Origin of the sequence: Desulfallas sp. Bu1-1 (genome assembly GCF_015594625.1) — a bacterium.
GTDB lineage: Bacteria > Bacillota > Desulfotomaculia > Desulfotomaculales > Desulfallaceae > JADNRQ01.
Genome location: NZ_JADNRQ010000023.1, coordinates 13,753 through 34,314 on the forward strand (window position 1 = coordinate 13,753; position 20,562 = coordinate 34,314).

Annotated in this window: 17 protein-coding genes and 1 pseudogene; all 18 read left to right on the top strand. The window is 46.5% G+C overall.

Features of this window, described 5'->3' with window-relative positions; translation table 11 throughout:
• Positions 1-11 precede the first annotated feature (11 nt).
• The 18 genes and pseudogenes from IT084_RS15240 (at position 12) to IT084_RS15325 (ending at position 20,474) form a co-directional block, all read left to right on the top strand.
• On the top strand, positions 12-1,673 hold the full coding sequence (locus IT084_RS15240; RefSeq protein WP_195713748.1) for a class I adenylate-forming enzyme family protein: 1,662 nt from the start codon (positions 12-14) through the stop codon (positions 1,671-1,673).
• Positions 1,674-1,779: 106 nt separating this feature from the next.
• Positions 1,780-2,574 (top strand): acyl-CoA dehydrogenase family protein, encoded by a 795-nt coding sequence (locus IT084_RS15245; protein ID WP_195713749.1) that lies wholly within the window; start codon positions 1,780-1,782, stop codon positions 2,572-2,574.
• A gap of 33 nt (positions 2,575-2,607) precedes the next feature.
• Positions 2,608-4,146 (top strand): acyl-CoA synthetase, encoded by a 1,539-nt coding sequence (locus tag IT084_RS15250; RefSeq protein WP_195713750.1) that lies wholly within the window; start codon positions 2,608-2,610, stop codon positions 4,144-4,146.
• 288 nt (positions 4,147-4,434) lie between these two features.
• Positions 4,435-5,616 (top strand): thiolase family protein, encoded by a 1,182-nt coding sequence (locus IT084_RS15255; protein WP_195713774.1) that lies wholly within the window; start codon positions 4,435-4,437, stop codon positions 5,614-5,616.
• Positions 5,617-5,662: 46 nt separating this feature from the next.
• Positions 5,663-6,502 carry a 3-hydroxybutyryl-CoA dehydrogenase gene (locus IT084_RS15260; protein ID WP_195713775.1) on the top strand — a complete coding sequence of 280 codons (840 nt, stop codon included), beginning with the start codon at positions 5,663-5,665 and terminating at the stop codon, positions 6,500-6,502.
• Between the two features lie 114 nt (positions 6,503-6,616).
• Positions 6,617-7,399 (top strand): enoyl-CoA hydratase/isomerase family protein, encoded by a 783-nt coding sequence (locus IT084_RS15265; protein WP_195713751.1) that lies wholly within the window; start codon positions 6,617-6,619, stop codon positions 7,397-7,399.
• Between the two features lie 35 nt (positions 7,400-7,434).
• Complete coding sequence (locus IT084_RS15270) at positions 7,435-9,465, top strand: FAD-dependent oxidoreductase (RefSeq protein WP_195713752.1); 2,031 nt, start codon at positions 7,435-7,437, stop codon at positions 9,463-9,465.
• 336 nt (positions 9,466-9,801) lie between these two features.
• On the top strand, positions 9,802-10,950 hold the full coding sequence (locus IT084_RS15275) for an acyl-CoA dehydrogenase family protein (RefSeq protein ID WP_195713753.1): 1,149 nt from the start codon (positions 9,802-9,804) through the stop codon (positions 10,948-10,950).
• Between the two features lie 49 nt (positions 10,951-10,999).
• The gene (locus IT084_RS15280; RefSeq protein WP_195713754.1) at positions 11,000-11,800 is read left to right on the top strand and encodes an enoyl-CoA hydratase/isomerase family protein; all 801 of its coding nucleotides are present in this window, start codon (positions 11,000-11,002) and stop codon (positions 11,798-11,800) included.
• A 9-nt stretch (positions 11,801-11,809) separates the two neighbouring features.
• Entirely contained in the window at positions 11,810-12,079 is a 270-nt protein-coding gene (locus IT084_RS15285) for a hypothetical protein (protein WP_195713755.1), read from the top strand.
• 483 nt (positions 12,080-12,562) lie between these two features.
• Complete coding sequence (locus tag IT084_RS15290; RefSeq protein WP_195713756.1) at positions 12,563-13,966, top strand: NAD(P)/FAD-dependent oxidoreductase; 1,404 nt, start codon at positions 12,563-12,565, stop codon at positions 13,964-13,966.
• Between the two features lie 782 nt (positions 13,967-14,748).
• Positions 14,749-15,060: a hypothetical protein gene (locus tag IT084_RS15295; RefSeq protein WP_195713757.1), complete on the top strand. Its 312-nt coding sequence runs from the start codon at positions 14,749-14,751 to the stop codon at positions 15,058-15,060.
• Between the two features lie 422 nt (positions 15,061-15,482).
• Positions 15,483-15,659 (top strand): annotated as a pseudogene (locus IT084_RS19080) (hypothetical protein); the annotation flags it as partial.
• A 2-nt stretch (positions 15,660-15,661) separates the two neighbouring features.
• Positions 15,662-17,008 (top strand): FAD-dependent oxidoreductase, encoded by a 1,347-nt coding sequence (locus IT084_RS15305; protein WP_395879965.1) that lies wholly within the window; start codon positions 15,662-15,664, stop codon positions 17,006-17,008.
• A 519-nt stretch (positions 17,009-17,527) separates the two neighbouring features.
• Entirely contained in the window at positions 17,528-17,827 is a 300-nt protein-coding gene (locus IT084_RS15310) for a hypothetical protein (RefSeq protein ID WP_195713760.1), read from the top strand.
• Positions 17,828-17,950: 123 nt separating this feature from the next.
• Entirely contained in the window at positions 17,951-18,607 is a 657-nt protein-coding gene (locus IT084_RS15315; protein ID WP_195713761.1) for a ParB/RepB/Spo0J family partition protein, read from the top strand.
• A gap of 150 nt (positions 18,608-18,757) precedes the next feature.
• On the top strand, positions 18,758-19,756 hold the full coding sequence (locus tag IT084_RS15320; protein WP_195713762.1) for a DDE-type integrase/transposase/recombinase: 999 nt from the start codon (positions 18,758-18,760) through the stop codon (positions 19,754-19,756).
• A 262-nt stretch (positions 19,757-20,018) separates the two neighbouring features.
• Positions 20,019-20,474: an ExeA family protein gene (locus tag IT084_RS15325; protein ID WP_195713763.1), complete on the top strand. Its 456-nt coding sequence runs from the start codon at positions 20,019-20,021 to the stop codon at positions 20,472-20,474.
• The last annotated feature ends 88 nt before the right edge of the window (positions 20,475-20,562 follow it).

The following is a 20,562-nucleotide window of genomic DNA, read 5'->3' on the forward strand; positions in this document are numbered from 1 at the left end:
AGCGAATTGTGTTGAAAGAGCATAAAGGGTATGAGGGAAATATTTATGTAGATTATTATATAGCTGTTATGAGGGAGTTTTCTGAAAAAGAAGCTATTACCTGCCTTACAACTAATTGTACATTAACTTATGGCGAGCTTGATAAAATTACCAATCAACTGAACCATAAGCTTCGTGCAGATGGACTTCAAAAGAACGATGTTGTAATGGTTTGTCTTTTTAATACATGGCATTTTCCCGTTTCAATGCTTGGAAGCTGGAAGACGCCCTGCATCTTTTCACCCATCAACTTTCGGCTTGCCCCGGGAGAAATTGCGCTCCATCTTGAGGACAGCAAGCCAAAGGTATTTATCTGGGACTCTTTTTTAGATCAAACAATTAAAAAAGCGCTACAGTTATCTAAACATCATCCGCAAATTTTACTTTCAACAGGAGAGTCGTCTGTCGAAGGAGCCTCGAAATTTGAAGATTATTATAAAGATTGTTCTCAAGAGGACCCGGATATAGAAGATCGGCTAATGGAAGTCCTCGATCCTTTTGAGGATGAAATCATGAGACACTATACCTCAGGAACAACCGGAGTTGCCAAAGGGACCGTAGAGACAAGCCTTGCTATTATGCAGATGGATTGGTCTATTATTGTTGTAAATAACGTCAATTGGAATGATAAAGCAATGAATATTACTCCCTGGTTCCACCAGGGAGGAATAATTCTTCCCACCACTATTTTGCTTAGCGGAGGTCATCTGTTCGGTTTTCCTTTAACGGGCTTTAATCCGGGAGTAGCCCTGGACATTATCGAGAAGCACAAACTGACTCTTGTTTGGGGCGCTCCGGTGACTTTTAATGCTCTGGCCGCCGAACAACGCAAAAAACCGCGCGATCTAAGTTCCCTAAGGTGGATTTGCACAATGGGATCTCCACTTAGTAAAGAAGAATTTTTGGAATGGAGCGAGGTCTTATGTAAAAATATATTTAACGGTTATGGCACCACGGAAACTAGAATGGATTTAAATTTGCGAAGCGATATCCATCCGGTGGCGGAAAAAGCAGGTTCAGCAGGCAGGCCTGTCCCCTTCTGTCAGGTAAGAGTAATAAAAGTAAGGCCGGGTGAAAGAGTGGAGCCATATGAACTGGTAGCAAAAGACGGTAAGGAAGTAGGTCAGGTAATTGCAAAATCGGCTCATCAATTTCTCGGATATTACAACCGTCCTGAATTAAATTCTGAAAAATTATATAAAGGATGGTTCTATTCAGGTGATCTTGCCACCTGGGATAAAGACGGGTTTATCACAATAAAGGGTAGGACAGATGACATGATTCAGTCAGGAGCGGAAAAGGTTTACCCTGTTCCGGTTGAGGAATGTTTGATGAGACACCCAAAAGTTAAAGATGCCTTCGTGGTGCCGCTTCCGCATGAGAAATGGGGGCAAGCTGTGGCTGCGTATGTTGTTCCTAAGGAGGGGGAAGAAATCACGGTTGAAGAACTGGATAGACACTGCGTGGAGGATCCTTACCTGGCCAATTACACGCGGCCGAGGTACTACCAGATTGTTGAGGAACAGATGCCCTATACCGCTACTGGAAAGAAGCTGCATTATGTTATGGCTGAAAGGGCAAAAAAAGAGCATGAAAAATTTGTTCCTATCCCTTCGGAACAACAAAAAAGTTAGGGGGATAAACAATTGGATTTTTCATTAAGTGAAGAACAAAAAACAATGATTAAAACATTGGCAAAGTTTTTAAAGAACGAGCTTTTGCCAGATTAATAACTATGGCTTGTCCCTGATTCTTCAAATATTAAATGCTGATAATTTGATAAATAACGCCAGCGAAGAATTAAAGGCTGAGTGGCTGCCCGGTGTGATTAACGGTGAAAAGCTGCTGGCTTTGGCTATTACTGAGCCGCACTGCGGGACCGATGCCGGCGCTTTGAAAACAAAGGCGGTTAAAAAAGGAGATAAATATGTTTTAAATGGAGAAAAATCCGGCATATCATTTTGTGCAATTGCTGACGCTTTTTTAATTTTCGCAAAGACCGCTCCGAAAAGCATAAGCTCTTTTCTGGTCCGCTCAGATCTCCCGGGCGTTACCTCCTTGCAGACATATAAGGATATGGGCAGCAAGTCTCTCGTCAGAGGCTCAATCTTCATGGAAGATGTCGAGGTTCCGGCTAAGTACCTGATTGGTCGCGAAGGCGAACAATATGTTAAGGATCGTCACGCTTTTGGACGGCCGCTGGCAAAATTTGAAGGCGTATCTTTTCCGATTACTGAGCACATCAGAAAGATTGAAGCAGTCCGTACCCTTTGTTATAAGGCGCTTTGGCTGCACGATCAGGGGCTACCACATACCAAAGAGGCGGCTATGTGCAAATTGCTGGGCCCGCAGTATGCTGTTGAGGCTATTCACGAGTGCTTGCTGTTGCATGGTCATTATGGTTATACCCAGGAGTTTCCGTTGGAGCAACGTCTAAGAGACGTCATTGGTATGGAAATCGGTGACGGGACCGCCAATGCTTCAAAAATAGTTATTAGCCGTGAAATCTTTGGAAGGGATTATCTTCCCTATTAATTAAGGTATACTAAGACACTTGGAGGTTCTGCAATGAAATTAAATTATAAATCATTGGAAGAAGCAAGAAAAAATTTCACATTAAAAGAAAGGTGGGAAGTCTTCAGTGGGACACCTGAGAAATTTAATATTGCCTATGAGTGTGTAGATAGGCATGATCCACAGAAAACAGCAATAAGAATTAAGTTTGCCAATGGTAATAATGCGATCTATTCCTTTGAGGAGTTCTCACGCTTAAGCGGGCAATTAGCTAATCACCTAAGACATAAGGGCATTAAACCGGGTGATCGTGTGGCTGTGTTGCTTTTTCCATCAATTGAGTTTTATATAAGTTTCTTTGGGATCATGAAGGTAGGAGCTGTGGTAGTTCCCTGTTTTCCTCTTTTTGGCGAAGAAGCGATTGAATTCAGGCTTACCAATTCTAATGCCAAGGCAGTTATAGTAACAAGGGAAATGTCGAATAATATAAAGAAAGGTTTAGTTTCCCAAGTTATTTACGCGGATGAATTGCTGGATGCAATCAAAAATGAGGATGACCAATGTGCTATCAATACTTCTGCAAATGATTTAGCGGTAATTCAGTATTCAAGTGGAACCACTGGGAGGCCCAGGGCCATTGAATATAAACATATTGCTGCTACATTAACGGCTGTTAATATGAAATTCGGTATTGGAATAACCGATGATGACAATTATTTTAATCCATCTTCTCCTGCTTGGGGTCATGGAATATGGTATGGGACAGTCGGACCTCTTATATTTGGTAATGCGATAGGAGCATACTCTGGAAAGTTTGATCCAGAAATGTTCCTGGAAGCACTTGAACAATTTAACATAACCAATATATCCGCTACTCCTTTAGTATACAGAATGGTTAGGACTTGCGGCAAGATTGGCAACTATAAACTTAAAATAAGAGAACTTAGTTATACCGGTGGCCCCATTGACATGGATACATTAAAGTATTTTCAAGAATATTTAGGTCGTGCACCCAGGTCAATCTATGGATCTACTGAAGTTGGAGCCCTTATTATAGAGTATTCCTTTCCAGACTATAAGCAGAAGCTAGGAAGTTTGGGGATGCCCATGATTGGGGTGAAAGTCGGTATAATAGATGAAAACAACAACGAACTACCCCCCGGAACAATTGGAGACTTGGCTGTCTTACGGAAAGGCAAATGGATTAGAGTAGGCGATGCAGCCTATGTAGACGAAGAGGGGTACTTCTGGCACAAAGGCAGGAGCGACGATATTATCATCTCGGCGGGTTATACGATAGGGCCCTTTGAAATTGAGGAGGTTTTAGAAAAGCATCCGGCTATTGAGAGAGTAGCGGTAATAGGTGTTCCTGATGAAGAACGCGGTGAAATTGTTAAAGCAATAATTATACCTAAGACCGAGCCTAGCGATGAACTTAAAAAGGATATTCAGGAATTTGTAAAAACGCGTCTGAGTAAACATGAATATCCGAGAGAAATTGAGTTTGTAAAAGAAATACCGTGTACTCCAGATGGAAAAATTAAAAGGAATGAATTAAAACGCATTGAACGACTGAAAAAGGGTAAAAATTGACATTATTACACCAGGCCTTAAACTTAGAAAACCTTCCCTGACTTTGTACTTTGGTAAGCACAAACTGAAACTCAAATTATAACAGCTGAAAAAGATAAGAAACCAAAGTACAAAGGAGAGCCACAATTCCTTTGCAGTAATATAATTCCCAAAATGCTATGGGCTATTCGGAGGCCTTTGAACTTTTACTTGTTTAAGGTGGAAAGCATTGTGTGAGTGATTGCCTAAGCCGGGATTAGCTATAAAGGTGGCATGTAAGAGAATATGTTGATGTCAAGGGGTGTTAGCGTGGAAAATGTGGTTATCGTTGGAGCTGCCAGAACCCCAATAGGTGATTTCATGGGTATGCTTAAGGACATACCGGCTGTGGACCTGGGTGTGGTGGCGGCCCGGGCAGCCATGGATCGTGCCGGAGTGAACCCTGGGCAGATAGAGGACGTGGTTGCCGGGATGGTCTACAAGGTAGGAGTGAAGGGCAACCCGGCCCGCCAGGTACAGTTGAAAGCAGGTATCCCGGAAGAGGTTGCGGCAGCAACAATAGAGCAGCAGTGTGCCTCCAGCATGCGGGCGATGGAAATTGCAGCCCAGCAGATTATGCTTGGAAAGTCCGGTGTTTGCCTGGTCGTGGGCATGGAAAGCATGTCCCGGGTGCCTCACCTGCTGATGGGCGCGCGTACGGGATACAGGCTGGGCGCCGGGCGGGTGGAGGACGCCCTACTGCACGAAGCCCTGCACGATGCGTTCCACGGTTACCATATGGGAATGACCGCCGAAAATCTGGCTGATAAATACGACATTTCCCGCCAGGAACAGGACGAACTGGCTTTATTAAGCCATCAGCGGGCAGTGGCCGCCATCCGGGAAGGAAAATTCAAAGATGAAGTTGTTTCGGTAGAAGTAAAGACCAGAAAAGGGACAATTTTGGTAGATACCGACGAACACCCGCGTACCGATACATCACTGGAGTCTCTCGCCAAGCTCCGGCCGGCCTTTAAAGAGGGCGGAACGGTAACAGCAGGCAACGCCAGTGGGATTAACGACGGCGCGGCGGCATTGGTGCTGATGGCTGAATCCAAAGCCGGAGAACTGGGCGTAAAGCCGCTGGCGAGAATTATTGCCACCGCCTCTTTCGGGGTAGCTCCCGAGATTATGGGTATTGGGCCGGTTTACGCCATTCCCAAGGCGCTCAAATACGCAGGGCTGGATTTGAAGGATATGGACTTGTTTGAAATCAATGAGGCCTTTGCCGCCCAGTTTCTTGCGGTTAACCGGGAATTAAAGCTGGACATGAGCCGGGTTAACGTTAACGGTTCCGGGGTTGCGTTGGGTCATCCGGTAGGCTGCACCGGAATCAGAATTATCGTCAGCCTTATGTATGAGATGCGCCGCCGGGGCGGGCGCTATGGAGTGGCATCCTTGTGCGCGGGCGGTGGTCCGGCTATGGCTACAATTATAGAAATGATTTCCTGAAGAAAATGTAAAGATCTGTTATATGAGGGGAGATTAAAAAATGTCTATACAAACCATAGGTGTTATCGGGGCCGGGACCATGGGGTCGGGAATAGCCCAGGTAGCGGCCTGCGCGGGATATCAGGTAATTCTGACTGATATACAAAAGGAATTTGTGGACAGGGGCCTCGACAACATCAGGAAAAGCCTGGAGCGGCTGTCGGCCAAGGGCAAAATCAAAGACTCCGTGGCTGCGGTAATGGACAGGTTTACGGCCAGAACAGGTCTGGAGGATCTCGAGAGGGTCGATCTGGTTTTTGAAGTGATTATTGAGAATATGGAGAAAAAGAAAGATCTGTACCGGGAAATTGACCGGATCTGCGGTCCTGAGGTTGTGTTTTGCTCCAACACTTCGGGTTTGAGTATAACAGAAATGGCTTCGGCCACCAAGCGGCCCGACCGGATGATCGGCACTCATTTTTTCAATCCGGTGCCGGTTATGGAGTTGGTGGAAATTATCCGCGGCCTTGACACCTCGGATGAAACATACATGATGGCCAAAAAATTGTGTGAAAGCTTTGGCAAGAAGACGATTACCGTTAACGAGGCGCCTTTGTTTGCCGTAAACAGGATACTTGTGCCCATGATTAACGAGGCTATCTTTGTGCTTCAAGAAGGTATTGCTAGTAAAGAGGATATTGACCTGGGGATGAAACTTGGGGCTAACCACCCAATTGGCCCTCTGGCCCTGGCCGATCTAATCGGGCTGGACGTGTTGTTGATGGTTATGGAGACTCTTTATACCGAAACCGCCGATTCCAAATACCGTCCGGCTACATTACTACGCAAGCTGGTCCGGGCCGGCCACTACGGCAGAAAGACAGGCCGTGGTTTTTATGAGTATTAAACAGCTCACTTAGGTTAAAAATTTAAAAATTTGAAATATTGAAATTTTAGTGAAAAAAAGCAAAGCAATGTATTGTGGATGAGCAAACAAGAGACTAATTGGAGGTGCAATGTAATGACTGATGCTGTACTGATGGAAAAGCTTGAAGATGGAGTCTGTAGAATTGTCCTGAATCAACCGGACAGTCTGAACACTCTGAGTGACGCTATGGTTGAAGGTTTAAAGCTTGCTTTTGAGCAGGCTGCCGCGGACAGTAAGGTGAAAGTGGTGGTCCTGACCGGGGCGGGCCGTGCTTTCTGTGCAGGGGGCGATTTAAACATCATAGACGGAAGTATGGGGCTGATGGCAGCCAGGGAATATGTGTTTAAGGTGGCCGAACTGACACGCCTAATTTTCCACATTGAGAAACCGGTAATTGCAGCAATTAATGGATTTTCTATGGGAGGCGGGTTGGTTATCGCTTTGGCGGCTGATATACTGATCGCCAGTTCCGCGGCTAAATTTGGCCTGGCTTTTGTTAACGTTGGCCTGATCCCAGACATAGGGGGCACATATCTGGTGCCACGGGCCATTGGTATTCAAAAGGCTAAAGAATTAGTTTTTACAGGCCAAATGATTGATGCTTATGAAGCAGAACGCATCGGTATGATAACGAAAGTGGTAGAACCGGATAAATTAGATGAAACGGTAAATCAGCTTGCGAGTCAAATTGCCCGGGGTCCCTCTATTGCCATCGGGTTAGCCAAGTATATGTTAAATCGCAACCTGAATCGCAGCCTGGACGAAGCGATTGAAGATGAAGCTTTTGCTCAAAGCATTTGCATGCAAACCAAAGACCACCGTGAAGCGGTGATTGCCTTTAAAGAGAAAAGAAAACCTAAATTTTCCGGTGCGTAAACACGGTCGTCATTAGATGAAAGGAAGAGTTAAAGATGTCAAAGTTATATTCGCCGGGAAAAATCGGCACTCTGGAAATCAGAAACCGTTTTGTAATGACTGCCATGGGTTTGGCTTATTGCCCCGGAGGTGAAATAAGCGACAGGTTAGTGGAGTTTTTCCGTTATCGGGCGCGCGGGGGAGTCGGGCTTATCGTTTTGGGAGCAGTTGGAATTGATCCATTACGCAAAATTGACCATGACATGGTGTATATGCATGATGATAGCTTTATACCCGGGCTTCGCCGACTGACTGATGCGGTTCATGCCGAAGGAGCCAAAATCTTTGCCCAGTTGTTCCATGCTGGTCGCTACGCGCGGACAAAAGAATATTACGGAGTGCCTGCAGTGGCCCCGTCAGCAGTCCCTTCTAAATTTACGGGTGAGACACCGCAAGAGCTTACTCAGAGTGAAATCACTGAGATTATATCTTTTTTTGCCGAAGGAGCAAGGAGGGCAAAAGAAGCGGGATTTGACGGAGTTGAGATTATCGGCAATTCGGGTTACCTGATTGGGCAATTTTTATCTCCTTTAACCAATAAACGAACAGATCGTTATGGTGGGGATTTGCAGGCACGGATGACTTTCCCTCTGGAAGTTATTGATAAGGTTCGCCAGACTGTTGGTCCGGACTATCCCGTCATGGTCCGGGTCGGGGGTAATGATTTTATGCCGGGAGGCAACACCAATGTCGAGGCAAGACAATTCTGTGTTGCCGCGGAAAAAGCAGGCGTTGATGCCATCAGCGTGACAGGGGGATGGCATGAAACACAGGTTCCGCAACTTACGATGGAAGTACCGCCGGGCGCATACAGTTATTTGGCGAAAGCGATTAAAGAGTCGGTATCTATTCCGGTGGTTGCCTGTAACCGGATGAATGCGAAACTGGGAGAAAAAATTGTTGATGAAGGCATTGCTGATTTTATTGGGATGGCCCGACCGTTTATAGCGGATGCGGAATTAGCAGCTAAAGCGGAAAAGGGAGAATATGAAACGATTCGTCCCTGTGTGGCCTGTAACCAGGGTTGTCTGGATAATATCTTCCATCACAAAAGCGTTGAATGTCTTGCCAACGCGGAAGCCGGCAGAGAAGCGGAGCTCTTAAAAGGATCATTGTTGCCGTTACAGATTAAATCGGACCATCCGGAGAAAATATTGGTAATCGGTGCAGGCGTAGCCGGCTTGGAATATGCCAGGGTCGCAGCCACGCGTGGTCATCAGGTGACGATTTGGGAGGAGAATACACAACCCGGCGGTCAGGTTCTGGTAGCGTCCGCACCCCCGGGCCGACAGGATTTTCTCCGGCTGAAAGACTATCTGGTCAATGCCTGCCGGAGTTTAAACATTGAGATTTGTTTTGGGAAAAAAGCAACTGCAGACAATGTTCTGGCAGAAGTCAAAGCGGGAGTTTTTGATCGGGTTGTAGTTGCCACAGGCGCCAAGCCGATTGCACCCCCAATCCCGGTTGAAGAAGGCGTTTTGGTTGTGCAAGCGTGGGATGTCCTGAAAAATCAGGCAAAGACAGGTTCTAATGTTGTCATCGTCGGGGGAGGGGCGGTTGGAGTTGAGACAGCATTATATCTTGCAGAGATCGGAACCATTGACGCGTCAACCCTGCGGCATCTGATGATATATCAGGCGGAGAAACCGGAAGAATTATACCGTTTATTAACACAGGGAATCAAGCATATTACTGTTGTGGAGATGGTTAAGGGCATAGGGAAGGACATTGGCCCAAGTTCCCGCTGGTCAATGCTGGCTCTGCTCAGAAAATTTAATGTTAAAACAATGGATCAGACCAAGGTGGTAGCTATTAAACAGGATGGAGTGCTTGTGGAAACTGCACAAGGGCAGGAATTGATTCCGGCTGATACCGTGGTTCTTGCGGTAGGGTCGCGTTCCGATAATAAACTTTATGAAGAACTGAAGGGACAGATTGATAAGCTTGTTTTGATAGGTGATGCCCGTAAACCGAGAAAAATGCTGGATGCAATCAGAGAGGCTTATGACGAAGCCATCAAGAATTGACCGGATAGCTCTTGCTATTAAATGAGATTGAGGGACATCTAGCAGATGAGGAAAACAGATCTGAGAGAGCATAGTCCGCTGAGCGTACTGGATGAGTTTCCTATTCACCAACTCCCTGAACCACTCCAGGTTTTCTCCATGTCTGACCCGCAGGCGAATGAGCGGTACTGGTTCAGTGTGAATGATAATCACGGGGAAGTGTTTATGTCCATTGGGTTTGGGATCTATCCTAACCTGGGGACAGCGAACGCCCACGCAATTTTTGTGCATAACAATCTGTGCCGCGCCAAAAAGATACGTTGTTAATTTTCATCTATTATGAGGAGGATACAAACAATGGACTTTTCATTAACGGCAGAACAGGAAACATTAATTAAGGTGATTGCAAAATTTGCAAAGAATGAACTTTTGCCCGACTACATGAAATGGGACCGGGAGGAGAAATTCCCGCGTAAGCACTGGAATAAAATGGTTGAAATGGGCCTGCCAGGCATGACAATACCGGAAGAATATGGCGGCATGGCAGTTGATTGCGTCACAGCCGGACTTGTTGTGGAAGAACTCGGCAAAGGAGATTTTAACTGTTCCTTAGCAGTAATAAGTCAATTACTTGCGGCTGAGATATTAAACAAAAGTGCCAGTGAAAAAATAAAGGCCGAGTGGCTTCCCCGCATTGCAAACGGTGAAAAAATAGTTGCGCTCGCGATTACTGAGCCTCATTGCGGAACCGATGCTGTTGCACTTAAAACAAGAGCGGAGAAAAAGGGAAGAGTATATGTTTTAAATGGGGAAAAATCCGGCATATCCTGGACATTCGCGGATGCCACCTTAGTTTTTGCCAAAACCAATCCGGAAGCCGGAGCCAGAGGTGTCAGCGCCTTTTTAGTTCCCATGAATCTTCCGGGTATCACTGTCCAAAAATATAAGGACCTTGGGAGTAAGCCTGTTACCAGGGGCTCAATCTTCCTTGAAGATGTTGAGGTTCCGGCTGAAAACCTTGTTGGGGCCGAGGGTGAAGGCTTTATACAGGTGATGAAAGGATTTGAATTTAGCCGCATTCTTTTGGGCCTGGGATGCCTGGGAGCGGCACAGATCACATTGGAAGAAACGATTAAATATGTTAAGGAAAGACATGCTTTTGGAAAACCTTTGGCAAAATTTGAAGGAGTTTCCTTTCCGATTACTGAACATCTCAGCAAGTTGGAAGCAGTTCGTTGGCTTAGTTACCGCGCGCTCTGGCTGAAAGATCAGGGGTTGCCCCACGGTAAAGAGGCGGCCATGGTCAAATGGATGGGCCCACAGTACTCAGTTGAAGCGATTCACGATTGCTTAATTCTGCACGGTCATTATGGTTATACTCAAGAGTACCCTGTGGAACAACGCCTCAGAGATGTAATGGGAATGGAACTCGGTGACGGGACTGCTAACGCTTGTAAAATAGTAATTGTCCGCGATGTCTTTGGAAGAGAATTTCTACCTTATTAATAACTTGCCCTGGCTAAGTAAAGGGTTAAACAGATTTGGAGGAATAATAATGGTGGATGAGCAATACAAGTTTATTGTTGTCACCAGGGAAGACCAAGTTGCCACGGTTACCCTAAATCGTCCGGAAGTATTCAATTGTATGTCACCGGAACTCATGGACGAATTGACTCTCGCACTCTCGTCAATTGCGAAAGATGAGGATGTCAGATGTGTCGTGATCACGGGGGCGGGGGAGGCGTTTTGCTCCGGCGGGGATGTAGAACTGGATGTTGCCACAATGAGTAAAATGACACACTTTGAGTGTCGGGAATATAGCCGTAAATTCTCGGAGCCAATCAACCTGATATACTCTATGGAAAAACCGGTTATTGCCGCTGTAAACGGAATTGCCGGCGGTGGGGGCTTAGACTTGGCCTTGGCCTGTGATATCAGGATTGCCTCGGAGAGTGCCAAGTTTGGCATGTATTACGTTCGAATGGGGTTAATTCCCGGAATCTGCGGTAATTACCTCCTGCCGAGGCTAGTTGGTCTCGGCAGGGCCAAACTCATGGCGTTTACCGGGGATATTATCGATGCTAAGAAAGCTGAACACTTCGGACTGGTGGATATACTGGTACCCGAAAGCGCATTTGCTTCCGCTGTTCAAAGTCTGGCGCAAAAACTGGCGAAAGGACCTACAAAGGCAATTGCAATGACAAAAGTTGCCATGCATAGATCCCAACATATGGACATGGAAACCTCACAGGATTACTCCAGAAATCTGGAGATTCTCATGATCCAAACGGAGGATCATCGGGAAGGATTTCAGGCATTTCTTGAAAAAAGAAAGGCTGTATTTAAAGGAAAATAATAGTATGAGATGAGATACCGTGAAAGGATTCTCGAGCTTAAAGATCACTGCGTGACCAGATCTGATGAAGTGTTCGCTATCCTGAGAAAAGGCGGTAAAACCGCTTACCAAGTGGCGGTAGAGGTGAAATGGGATTTAAACGGATCGTGGGAGTTTTATCCGGATACACAAAAGATGTGTGCGGTGTTGGAAGCGCTTGCCCATTTGAGAGATTTAGAGGAAAAACAAGTTATTAAAAGAGAAGAGGGAGACCAGAAGGTTATATTTTCATTAAACTGAATCTGTGACGTCGTTTTAAAGCCGAAGAAAAAATACTATTAGAGCTGCTTCTTTACAGGTTGTGTTATGGGATGCATCGGTTCTTCATCTGGCAGGTGATTCACCACCAGCAGCAGACGTTGCAAATCTACGAGTTCGTTATCAATTTCTTGCGGAATAATTCTTTTTGCCTTTTTGCAAGAATAATTGCACCAATTCAATAAATGAGCAGAATGTTATAGTTCGTGGCAGTAGTTATGTCTAATTATTTATCAGGGCAGAGAGCTTGCTTAAAGTTTAATAGAACAGCGTAGTTTGCATTTATGTAATGTTTTATAAAGGGGCGATAACAAGCAGCCGAAATAAGGATACATCTTCCAATGAAATGCTCTTTTGACTTTTGATAAGTTTGGCATAGTCCTTGCTGTGATTTACTAAACAAGATACTATGGCTGATTAAGGTATTAACAGGTGGAAAGTACAATTTTTTAAAGGAGGAGCAAAATGGCCGAAAAGTATGATGTTGTTATTATTGGTGCAGGAATAGGAGGGTTATGCGCTGGTGCTTTGCTGGCAAAAGAAGGGAAAAAGGTCGTTCTCTTAGAGGGAAGAAAAGGTCTCGGAGGTAGAGCTGTCAGTATTCCGATTAAGGGAATCTATACTGAATTGGGATTTCACGGAATTGTGAAAAACGGTCATTTGGTGCATGTGCTGGAGGCAGTGAAGCAGGACATCCCTATGATACCACTTGATCCCAATTTTGTGATTTATCATGATGGGAAATTCTTCGAGGTTCCGGGCGAGATAAACGATTTTGCAAATTTTGAGTATATCCCACAGAAAGACAGGGCAGAACTGATGGATATATTAAGGCTCATTCATGACACTACCATTGAAGAAGCAGAAGATTACGACTTGATGGGATGGGGCGATTGGATAAAAGCACATACCAGCAGCCGTGATATATATGACTTTCTTGCCCTGTTAGCCAACATACCTATGACCGAAGAGTATACCTCAAATATTTCTGCGGGTGAAGCACTTCGTTGCGTTGGCGCAGGACTCAGGGAGAAAGGCTGGTCTATCTATCCCAGAGACGGCGCTATGAATGTAATACATGAAGCTCTGGCCAAAGTAATAACTGATGCAGGTGGCAGCGTACGGACTAACGTATGGGTTCGAGAGATCGTCGTTAAAGACAGTGTTGTGCAAGGAGTATCTGCAGAATCTGCCGACGCTCTGGTAAAGATTGAAGCCCCAATTGTAGTTAGCAATCTCCCTGTTTGGGATATTTTCAAACTCACAAACCAGGAGAATTTTCCGAGGTGGTTCGTTGACCGCGTTCGCTTCAATGAAGAGCATTCTCAGATCGCGCCAAGTGCCAGCCTGGGTTTGACCTGCGTGAGCAGCAAGCCATTGAATAATTATAAGACAGCGGTACTGGTGTCCTGTAAAGAGCCAATAAATAGCACTGGGCCCAGCTATGTAAGGTGGTTGTCTCAGCCCACTAACTGGATCCATGGCATGGGCAAAGACAAGCATCTGTTCCAATACGGTCCGGTATTGCCGCGCTCATATGTTGCACTTTGCAGGGAAAGGCCATCCATCTATGAAAAGGAAATAAACAACTTGTGGAATGAAATCTTCTCCATGCACCCTCACTTCAAAAAAGAAGATATTCTCTGGAAGGGTGATGGCATAATTCCCAGTACCGACTGCTCAGGGAAATTCCCGGGCAATGCCTGGAGGCAGAGAATAGATGTACAGGCTCCCAACGTCAGAGGGCTATATTTCGTTGGAGATACCGTTCGCGGCTGGGGCGTAGCAATGGATACAGCTGCAAGTTCGGCAATTCTCTGCACTGAAAAAATACTAAAGAAGAGCACCGGCATAAGCCTGATCATATAAATACCTGAATTTAGAGGAAGTGTGGTATTGATAGGAAAGTCAGTAAAGCAAACTCTGATAAATTTCTAGCATCCTGTTGTTGCCAATCACTTTAATTTAGGCCAGCAATCCCACCTTCGGTCAAATTAATTTGGATTTAAAAAATCCCTGTCAGCCAAAATTTCTTGATTGACAGGGGTTTTGTATGTTTGGGGGAAAATTGCAAAAAAAGAAAGGGTGGGCAAATGAAATGTCCTCTTGATCCCATTACTGTTAGGCAGTCGTCGTTGCAGTTTGTGCTCGGTTAGGCAGAGTTCAGTTATTGACATAAACGATGGGATATAATGGTAAATCATTTTTGGATAATAATGTGCAGGTTAATTACTTGACCAGCAAAAAAATTATGAAAGGGGATTTTAAGATGGAATTAACGTATCCCGGAGCAGAAGAGCGTCATGTATCGAAAGATAATAACCCAAGTACTCATCCGATCTTGATCAATCATCCCTTAGCCTGACATTTGAAGCCACAGCGCCAATGGCAGACGCCATTGCGGTTACTATGGGGAAACAAGTGAAAAGCCCTACTACGCACATTTAGAAGGACCAACTCGGTTTAACGGCACACTCATTTTACGGGGAGAAAAAACCGATATAGTAGACGGCTTTGCTTTTCGTGATATCAGCTGGGGTATATGCGATTGGGAGTTTATGTACCTATACAGGATTTCTTGGCCTGTTTTCGCTAACGGCCAAACAGTTGCTATTTGCCATACAATATTCTCCAATGGCAAGAGGGACTACATGAAGATGGTTTATGATGGCAAGAAGTGGTTGCAGTTACGCGAGGTCGAAGATAATATCGAGTTCTCCGAGGACGGGATGACCGTAAAATCATTACACTATCGCCTTTGGGACAGCAATGACAAGTTGTGGGAATACACTGCCAAGCCTAACTTTAATTATATGATCCCAATCGATGGTTTTCTATCAAGCATGAATTGGATGGAATATCGTCTTAGCGACGGCACTATCGGATACGGGACCTGTGAATGCGGTTTCCGTCTCCCCTGGGATGAGAGCTATTTTACCCCCGGACCGACGAGAAAGGCATGAGATTAATGGATGTGGCTTAATTCCGGGTTTGCCTTTTTCATGCACTATGCGCTGGTTTGAAGGGTTGTAGAATTTCCATAGCCGGTCTTGATTTCCTTAGCATTCTAAAATTTGTAATGCTACGGTTTGCTTACGGATAAATAAAAGAAATAACTACGGTATTAGGTAAAGATGAGCTTCTTTAAAATTTGAAATATTAGTCCAACGGTAATATGTCAAGCCCCTGAATCTTGTAAATTGGAAATTTTCTTTGGTACGTACGCTTAAGATCAAGAAAAAAGGGATTCATAAAAAAGAAGATTCTAAAGGCATTATACGAAGGGTAGTGAAGGAAGGTGAACAGAATAGTTAAATATTCATATTTAACAAAACCCGGAATGATTGGCACGCTAGAGGTGCGTAACAGGGTTGTTATGGCACCCATGGGGTCGGGTTTAGCAGAGTTAGGATATCCTGGAGATAGAATTATCCAGTACTATAAAAGACGAGCAGCCGGAGTTGGTCTGCTGATCATTGAATCCTCATATGTTGTTCCTGTCCCAGGTGTTAAGGTAGGTCACTTGTCCTTAGCTTCCGACACACATCTTGAAGCATGGCGACAATTAGTGAGCGAAATCCATCAAGCAGGAGCCGCAGTGGGAGTTCAAATACAACATCCGGAAGGCAGACATCAAAGATTCTTACGGGCGATTTGCCTGCAGTTGCTCCCTCTGCTATCCCGTCACCAGTTAGTAAAGTAATGCCTCATGAATTGAGCATAGAAGAAATAGATGAAATAATTGAGGCCTTTGTATCTGCTGCTCGCAGGGCAGCCAGCGTGGGTGTTGATTTAGTTGAAGTTCATGGTGGACATGGCTATTTGGGAAGTCAATTTCTGTCTCCCAATACTAATAAAAGAACGGATAAATATGGAGGAGGGCAAAGAGGACGAGCCCGATTTTTAATTGAGGTTATTAAGGGAATTAAGAACGAACTAGGGCGGGATTTTCTAGTTAGCTGCCGTATAAACGGTAGTGACTTTATGGACGGTGGGATGGACTTTATGGACGGTGGGATGACCTTTGTAGATGCCCAAGAAGCAGCTCAAGCTTTATTGGAAAGCGGAGTCGATGTATTAAATGTCTCTGCGGGAGTATACGGTTCATACCCTTCTATAGTTCCCCCAAGCGTAGAACCTCAAGGCTGTTTTGTCGAGTTGGCAGAAAATATAAAGAAAGTTGTTCCGGTACCGGTGATTACTGTTGGACGCATCAAAACGCCTGAATTGGCCGAGAAAATCTTAGCTGAAAAGAAGACCGATTTTGTTGCTTTGGGAAGAGCCCTCATAGCCGATCCGGATTGGGTCCAAAAAACTTTTGCAGGAAAAGAGGCTGATATCCGTCCGTGTATAGGTTGCAATCAAGGTTGTATTGATTCAATAAATGCCGGTAGGGAAGAAGGGCTCACATGCACCATTAACCCATGGGCAGGTAGGGAATTTAAATTAGCCTTTAAAAAAGTAGAGAATAAAGACAAAGTGGTTGTAGTCGGGGGCGGGCCTGCAGGGCTAAACGCTGCGTGGGTAATGGCGAAAAGGGGTTATCAGGTAACTTTGGTTGAAGAGCAAGAAAAGCTTGGAGGCCAGCTACGGCTGGCAGCTATTCCCCCTGGGAAAGCAGAATTTCGGGAAGCAATAGATTATTTTATCAATAAAGTTCAAACTGCTGGTGTAGAAACAATATTAGGTAAACGCGCTGATGTTTCACTGCATATTCCAACCAAAACGGGTGATACCATAACCAAGAGGACACCTTCCTTGTTTTGGTATTTATGGCTATTTACCAATTTCTCTTTTAGGAAAGGTGTTCCTCTTTTTTTGCAGGTTTATGGAGAAAAAAGTTGTTTGTTTTCAAGTGTTTGCGGTTTTTTGAGCCGGCTACTTGCCGGATCCAAGATTAACATCGCATAGAAAATACTGAAAACCAATCTAAAAAAATAAAAGCCCTCTCGACCTTTATAGACCTGACAGTCACACTGAGAGGGCTTTCCCAAACAAATCATGAACAAAATAACATATTTCGCTCCAGTTTGCAATAACTGGTTCAACAAAAATTTTGAAAATATCGGCGAAGAAATCGGCCAATGTCCCTTTTGCGCCTCCCTAAACAGCCTTGAATATAAAGGGAGCAGCTTTGTTTGGCGATGGCATATATACATTCCCGGGGACTGGGTGTACGGTAATTGGAACCAGGTAAATTTATACCTGATCCGCTTACCCCTGCCGGTATTGCGCTGTTCAGTATGCAAAGAGTTAATAAAAGTAATACCATCCTTTTTACTGCAGGGCACCACACTAACTCTGCCCGCCCTTGCCTTTACCATCTTTGCCTATGAAACATCCAGTTAGACGTGGCGGGACCTGCCCGAAAAATTTTATGACGGAAAAGACAAAATAGCCCACAGTACCCTGTACATGGCGGCGCACAGGATGGGCAAGCTTCTGGAAAACGACGGTTTTTTGGAGGACTTGCGCCGGCGCTACCTGCCGTCTTATAAGTTAAGAAAAAGCAAATCCGTCACCCTCATCGAAGGCAAGGAATGGGCTTTACCCAAGTCCCTTTTCACCCACACCCAGGCCCGGGAGACGGCCTTGTCGCCGAGATCTTGCCCGGCAAAGCAGAAAACCTTAAGTTCCACCATTTTTTCCTTCACCACCTCGATAGCCTCAACCACATTTTTGCCGGATGGAATAGACCCCTGCCGGAGTTGTACAGCCGAAACCCCGTAGAGAAAAGAATAGCCGCCTGAAGGAAAATAAAAAAACACCTGGCAGTAAGGTTCCTTTGATAAGATAGCTTTGACCGGGAGAAACAGTTACCGGCTCAAAACTATCTCATAAAGAAGGGATTGAATGGACAATGAAAAAGGTTTAGCAGTCAATGAAAGGCCACCGGAAGGAAGGGTCTTGCGTTTACCGTGCCATTTGCTGGTCGACCATCCCTTTAGCACAGGGTTTTACGACCAGGCACACCTGACCGGGCTGACCGCTTCCATCAAGGAGACAGTGCTTTTGGAGCCCATCCTGGTCCGGCCTTGCGAGGGCGGACGATACCAGATCTTAAGCGGCCATTACCGGTTAAGGGCGGTGCGCAGGTTACGGTGGGCCGAAGTTACCTGCCGGGTGCAGCAGTGTGACGACCGCACCGCCTTGGTGATTTACTGTACGTCCAACCTGCTCACCCGGGGGCTTTGTGCTATCGAAGAGGCCCGTCTTCTTGCGGGCCTTATCAGGGAAGGCGGCTTTACGATGGAACAGGCGGGTGTACTCTGGGGGTGCAGCAAGTCCTGGGTAAGCCGGCGGCTCAAACTCTTAACCGTCCTTGACCTGCAGATCATGGAGGAACTTGGCCTGGGCAGGTTGAAACCCCGCGTAGCCCAGGAACTGGCCCGGTTGTCCCGGGGCAACGACCAGGCGCGGGCTTACGTCACAGACCGCCTGAAGCGGTGCATCCTCGTCATTGAAGACGTAACCGGGTTTTTACGGGGGCAAAAGACGCCCCCCGGCTGATGGCCGGACAGGCAATACCGGATTTTTCTTAAAATGGTGGAAGCTCTCAACGAGCTTGTCCATGGCAAAGTGCAGTAGAAAATGAGGCCTTTTGAAAAAACTTTCGGCCGGGGTATGGCTGATGAAAACGAGAGGGGGGTATTTATCTCAGTGCACCGTTTGTATCATGAACGGCTGGACAAAAAGGCGTTTAAAATGGCCATTGTCCTGATGTTGAAAGACCTTGCGCCACAAGAGCGGGCACAAAAGATAGAGGAGCTTACCCAAAAAGAGTTCGACATTCCCTATTCACGCAAGAAAACGTTAAGCCGTTCCGCGATCTACCGGTGGCTGAAGGAATACCGGGAAACAGACGACCGGGCCGGTGTACTTTTATCCAGGCCGCGCTGTGACCGGGGGGTTTTCCGCAAACTTACCGAGCCCCAAAAAAAGGCCCTGGTGCGCTGGCGTCACGATAACCCGTACCGCAGCGCGGCCGAACTGCGGGAAGAACTGATGGCCCACGATATTACAAGTCAAGGCCCGGTTCCATCAACTGCCACTATCACCCGTTTTTTGCGGTCGGCCGGGCTGGACCGGAGAACGCTTGTGCGGGCAAGGCGCGAAAACGGCTCCGCAAAGGTGAGGCTTTCCTATGAGGCGCCCCACCCGCAGAGCATCTGGCTTGCCGATACAAAGGGACCTGATTTGTATGTCCAGGACCCGACCAACCCGGGACAGGTGGTACTGGCCAGGCCGGTTCTGTTCGTTGACGACCACTCCCGCTATTTCACGGCTTTTTCTTATGTGTTGGAGGAAACGGAAAAGGTGGTAATGCTCCTTTTCCGCCGGGCGATAGCTCTTTATGGCGTGCCGGACGTCCTGTACGTGGACCGGGGTGGCCCTTATATGGGCAAGTCCCTGGAAAGAGCAGCCGCGCTGGTCGGCTGCCGGGTAACCCACACCAAGGTAAGAGATGCTGCTGCCAAGGGAAAGGTGGAAAAGGCATTTCAGCATATCTATCAGAAATTAGAAACCGAACTCTTGCTCCACACTCCGCCTCCCACCATCGAACAAAGGTCAATCCTCCAGCTGGAGCCGACCCTGCCAAAGATAACGGTACGGCGCTTGACGCCGGCGGTTTTGCCCACCTTTTATCCAGGCTTTTAAAGAGAAGCTTCGCCGCCCACGAACGCCTTTTGATCCACACCGCCTGGCGGGCTTACGGCCCTTTCAGCGAGGAACTGGTAAGACAAACCGTGGGCAGGCTTCTGGGTGAAAGTCACCCGGCAAGCGACCTTTCCGGCTTCCCCGATGCCTTAAGAATTGCGGCAAAGTCTTAACCTGCTAAAAGTTAAAACCATTTTTGTTTGAAGGAGGCAAAAAAAATGGCATACGCCACATCCCGATCCCCCAGGCCAAAACGCGTGAATTGTACCGCGCTATCGCCGCTGCGCTCGGCGTCAACACATCCTGGTTCGGCGCCGACGCGATGAAGGTGGTCGACCTGTTGACTTTTTCCTTTCTGGAGTCCAACCGGCCCAACCTGCTTTTGATCGACGAGGCACACCTTTTAACGCCGTCTTGCTTGAATGAGCTACGCCTTCTAACCAACGCCCAGGTCCGGCACGAGCCGCTGGTCACCCTGGTGCTCTTCGGCCAGCCCGCCCTGGCCTCCACTCTAAAGCTGCCGGCCACGATCCCGCTGGCCCAGAGAATCGGAGTTTGGGCTACTCTGGGGGAAATGTCCGAGGAAGAAACCATCGGGTACATCGACTGGCAAATTACGAGGGCGGGCGGCAAAGATGATGTCTTCACATTAGCTGCCAAAAAGGCTATCTACCGCCGCTCTCAAGGGATACCGCGGCTGGTCAACCGGTTTGCCTAGGAGTGCTTGAACCAGGTCTGCCTGGATGGCGCAAAGGTGGTAACGGAAGAATTGTTCGCCCAGGTATGTAAAACCCTGGGGCCTCATC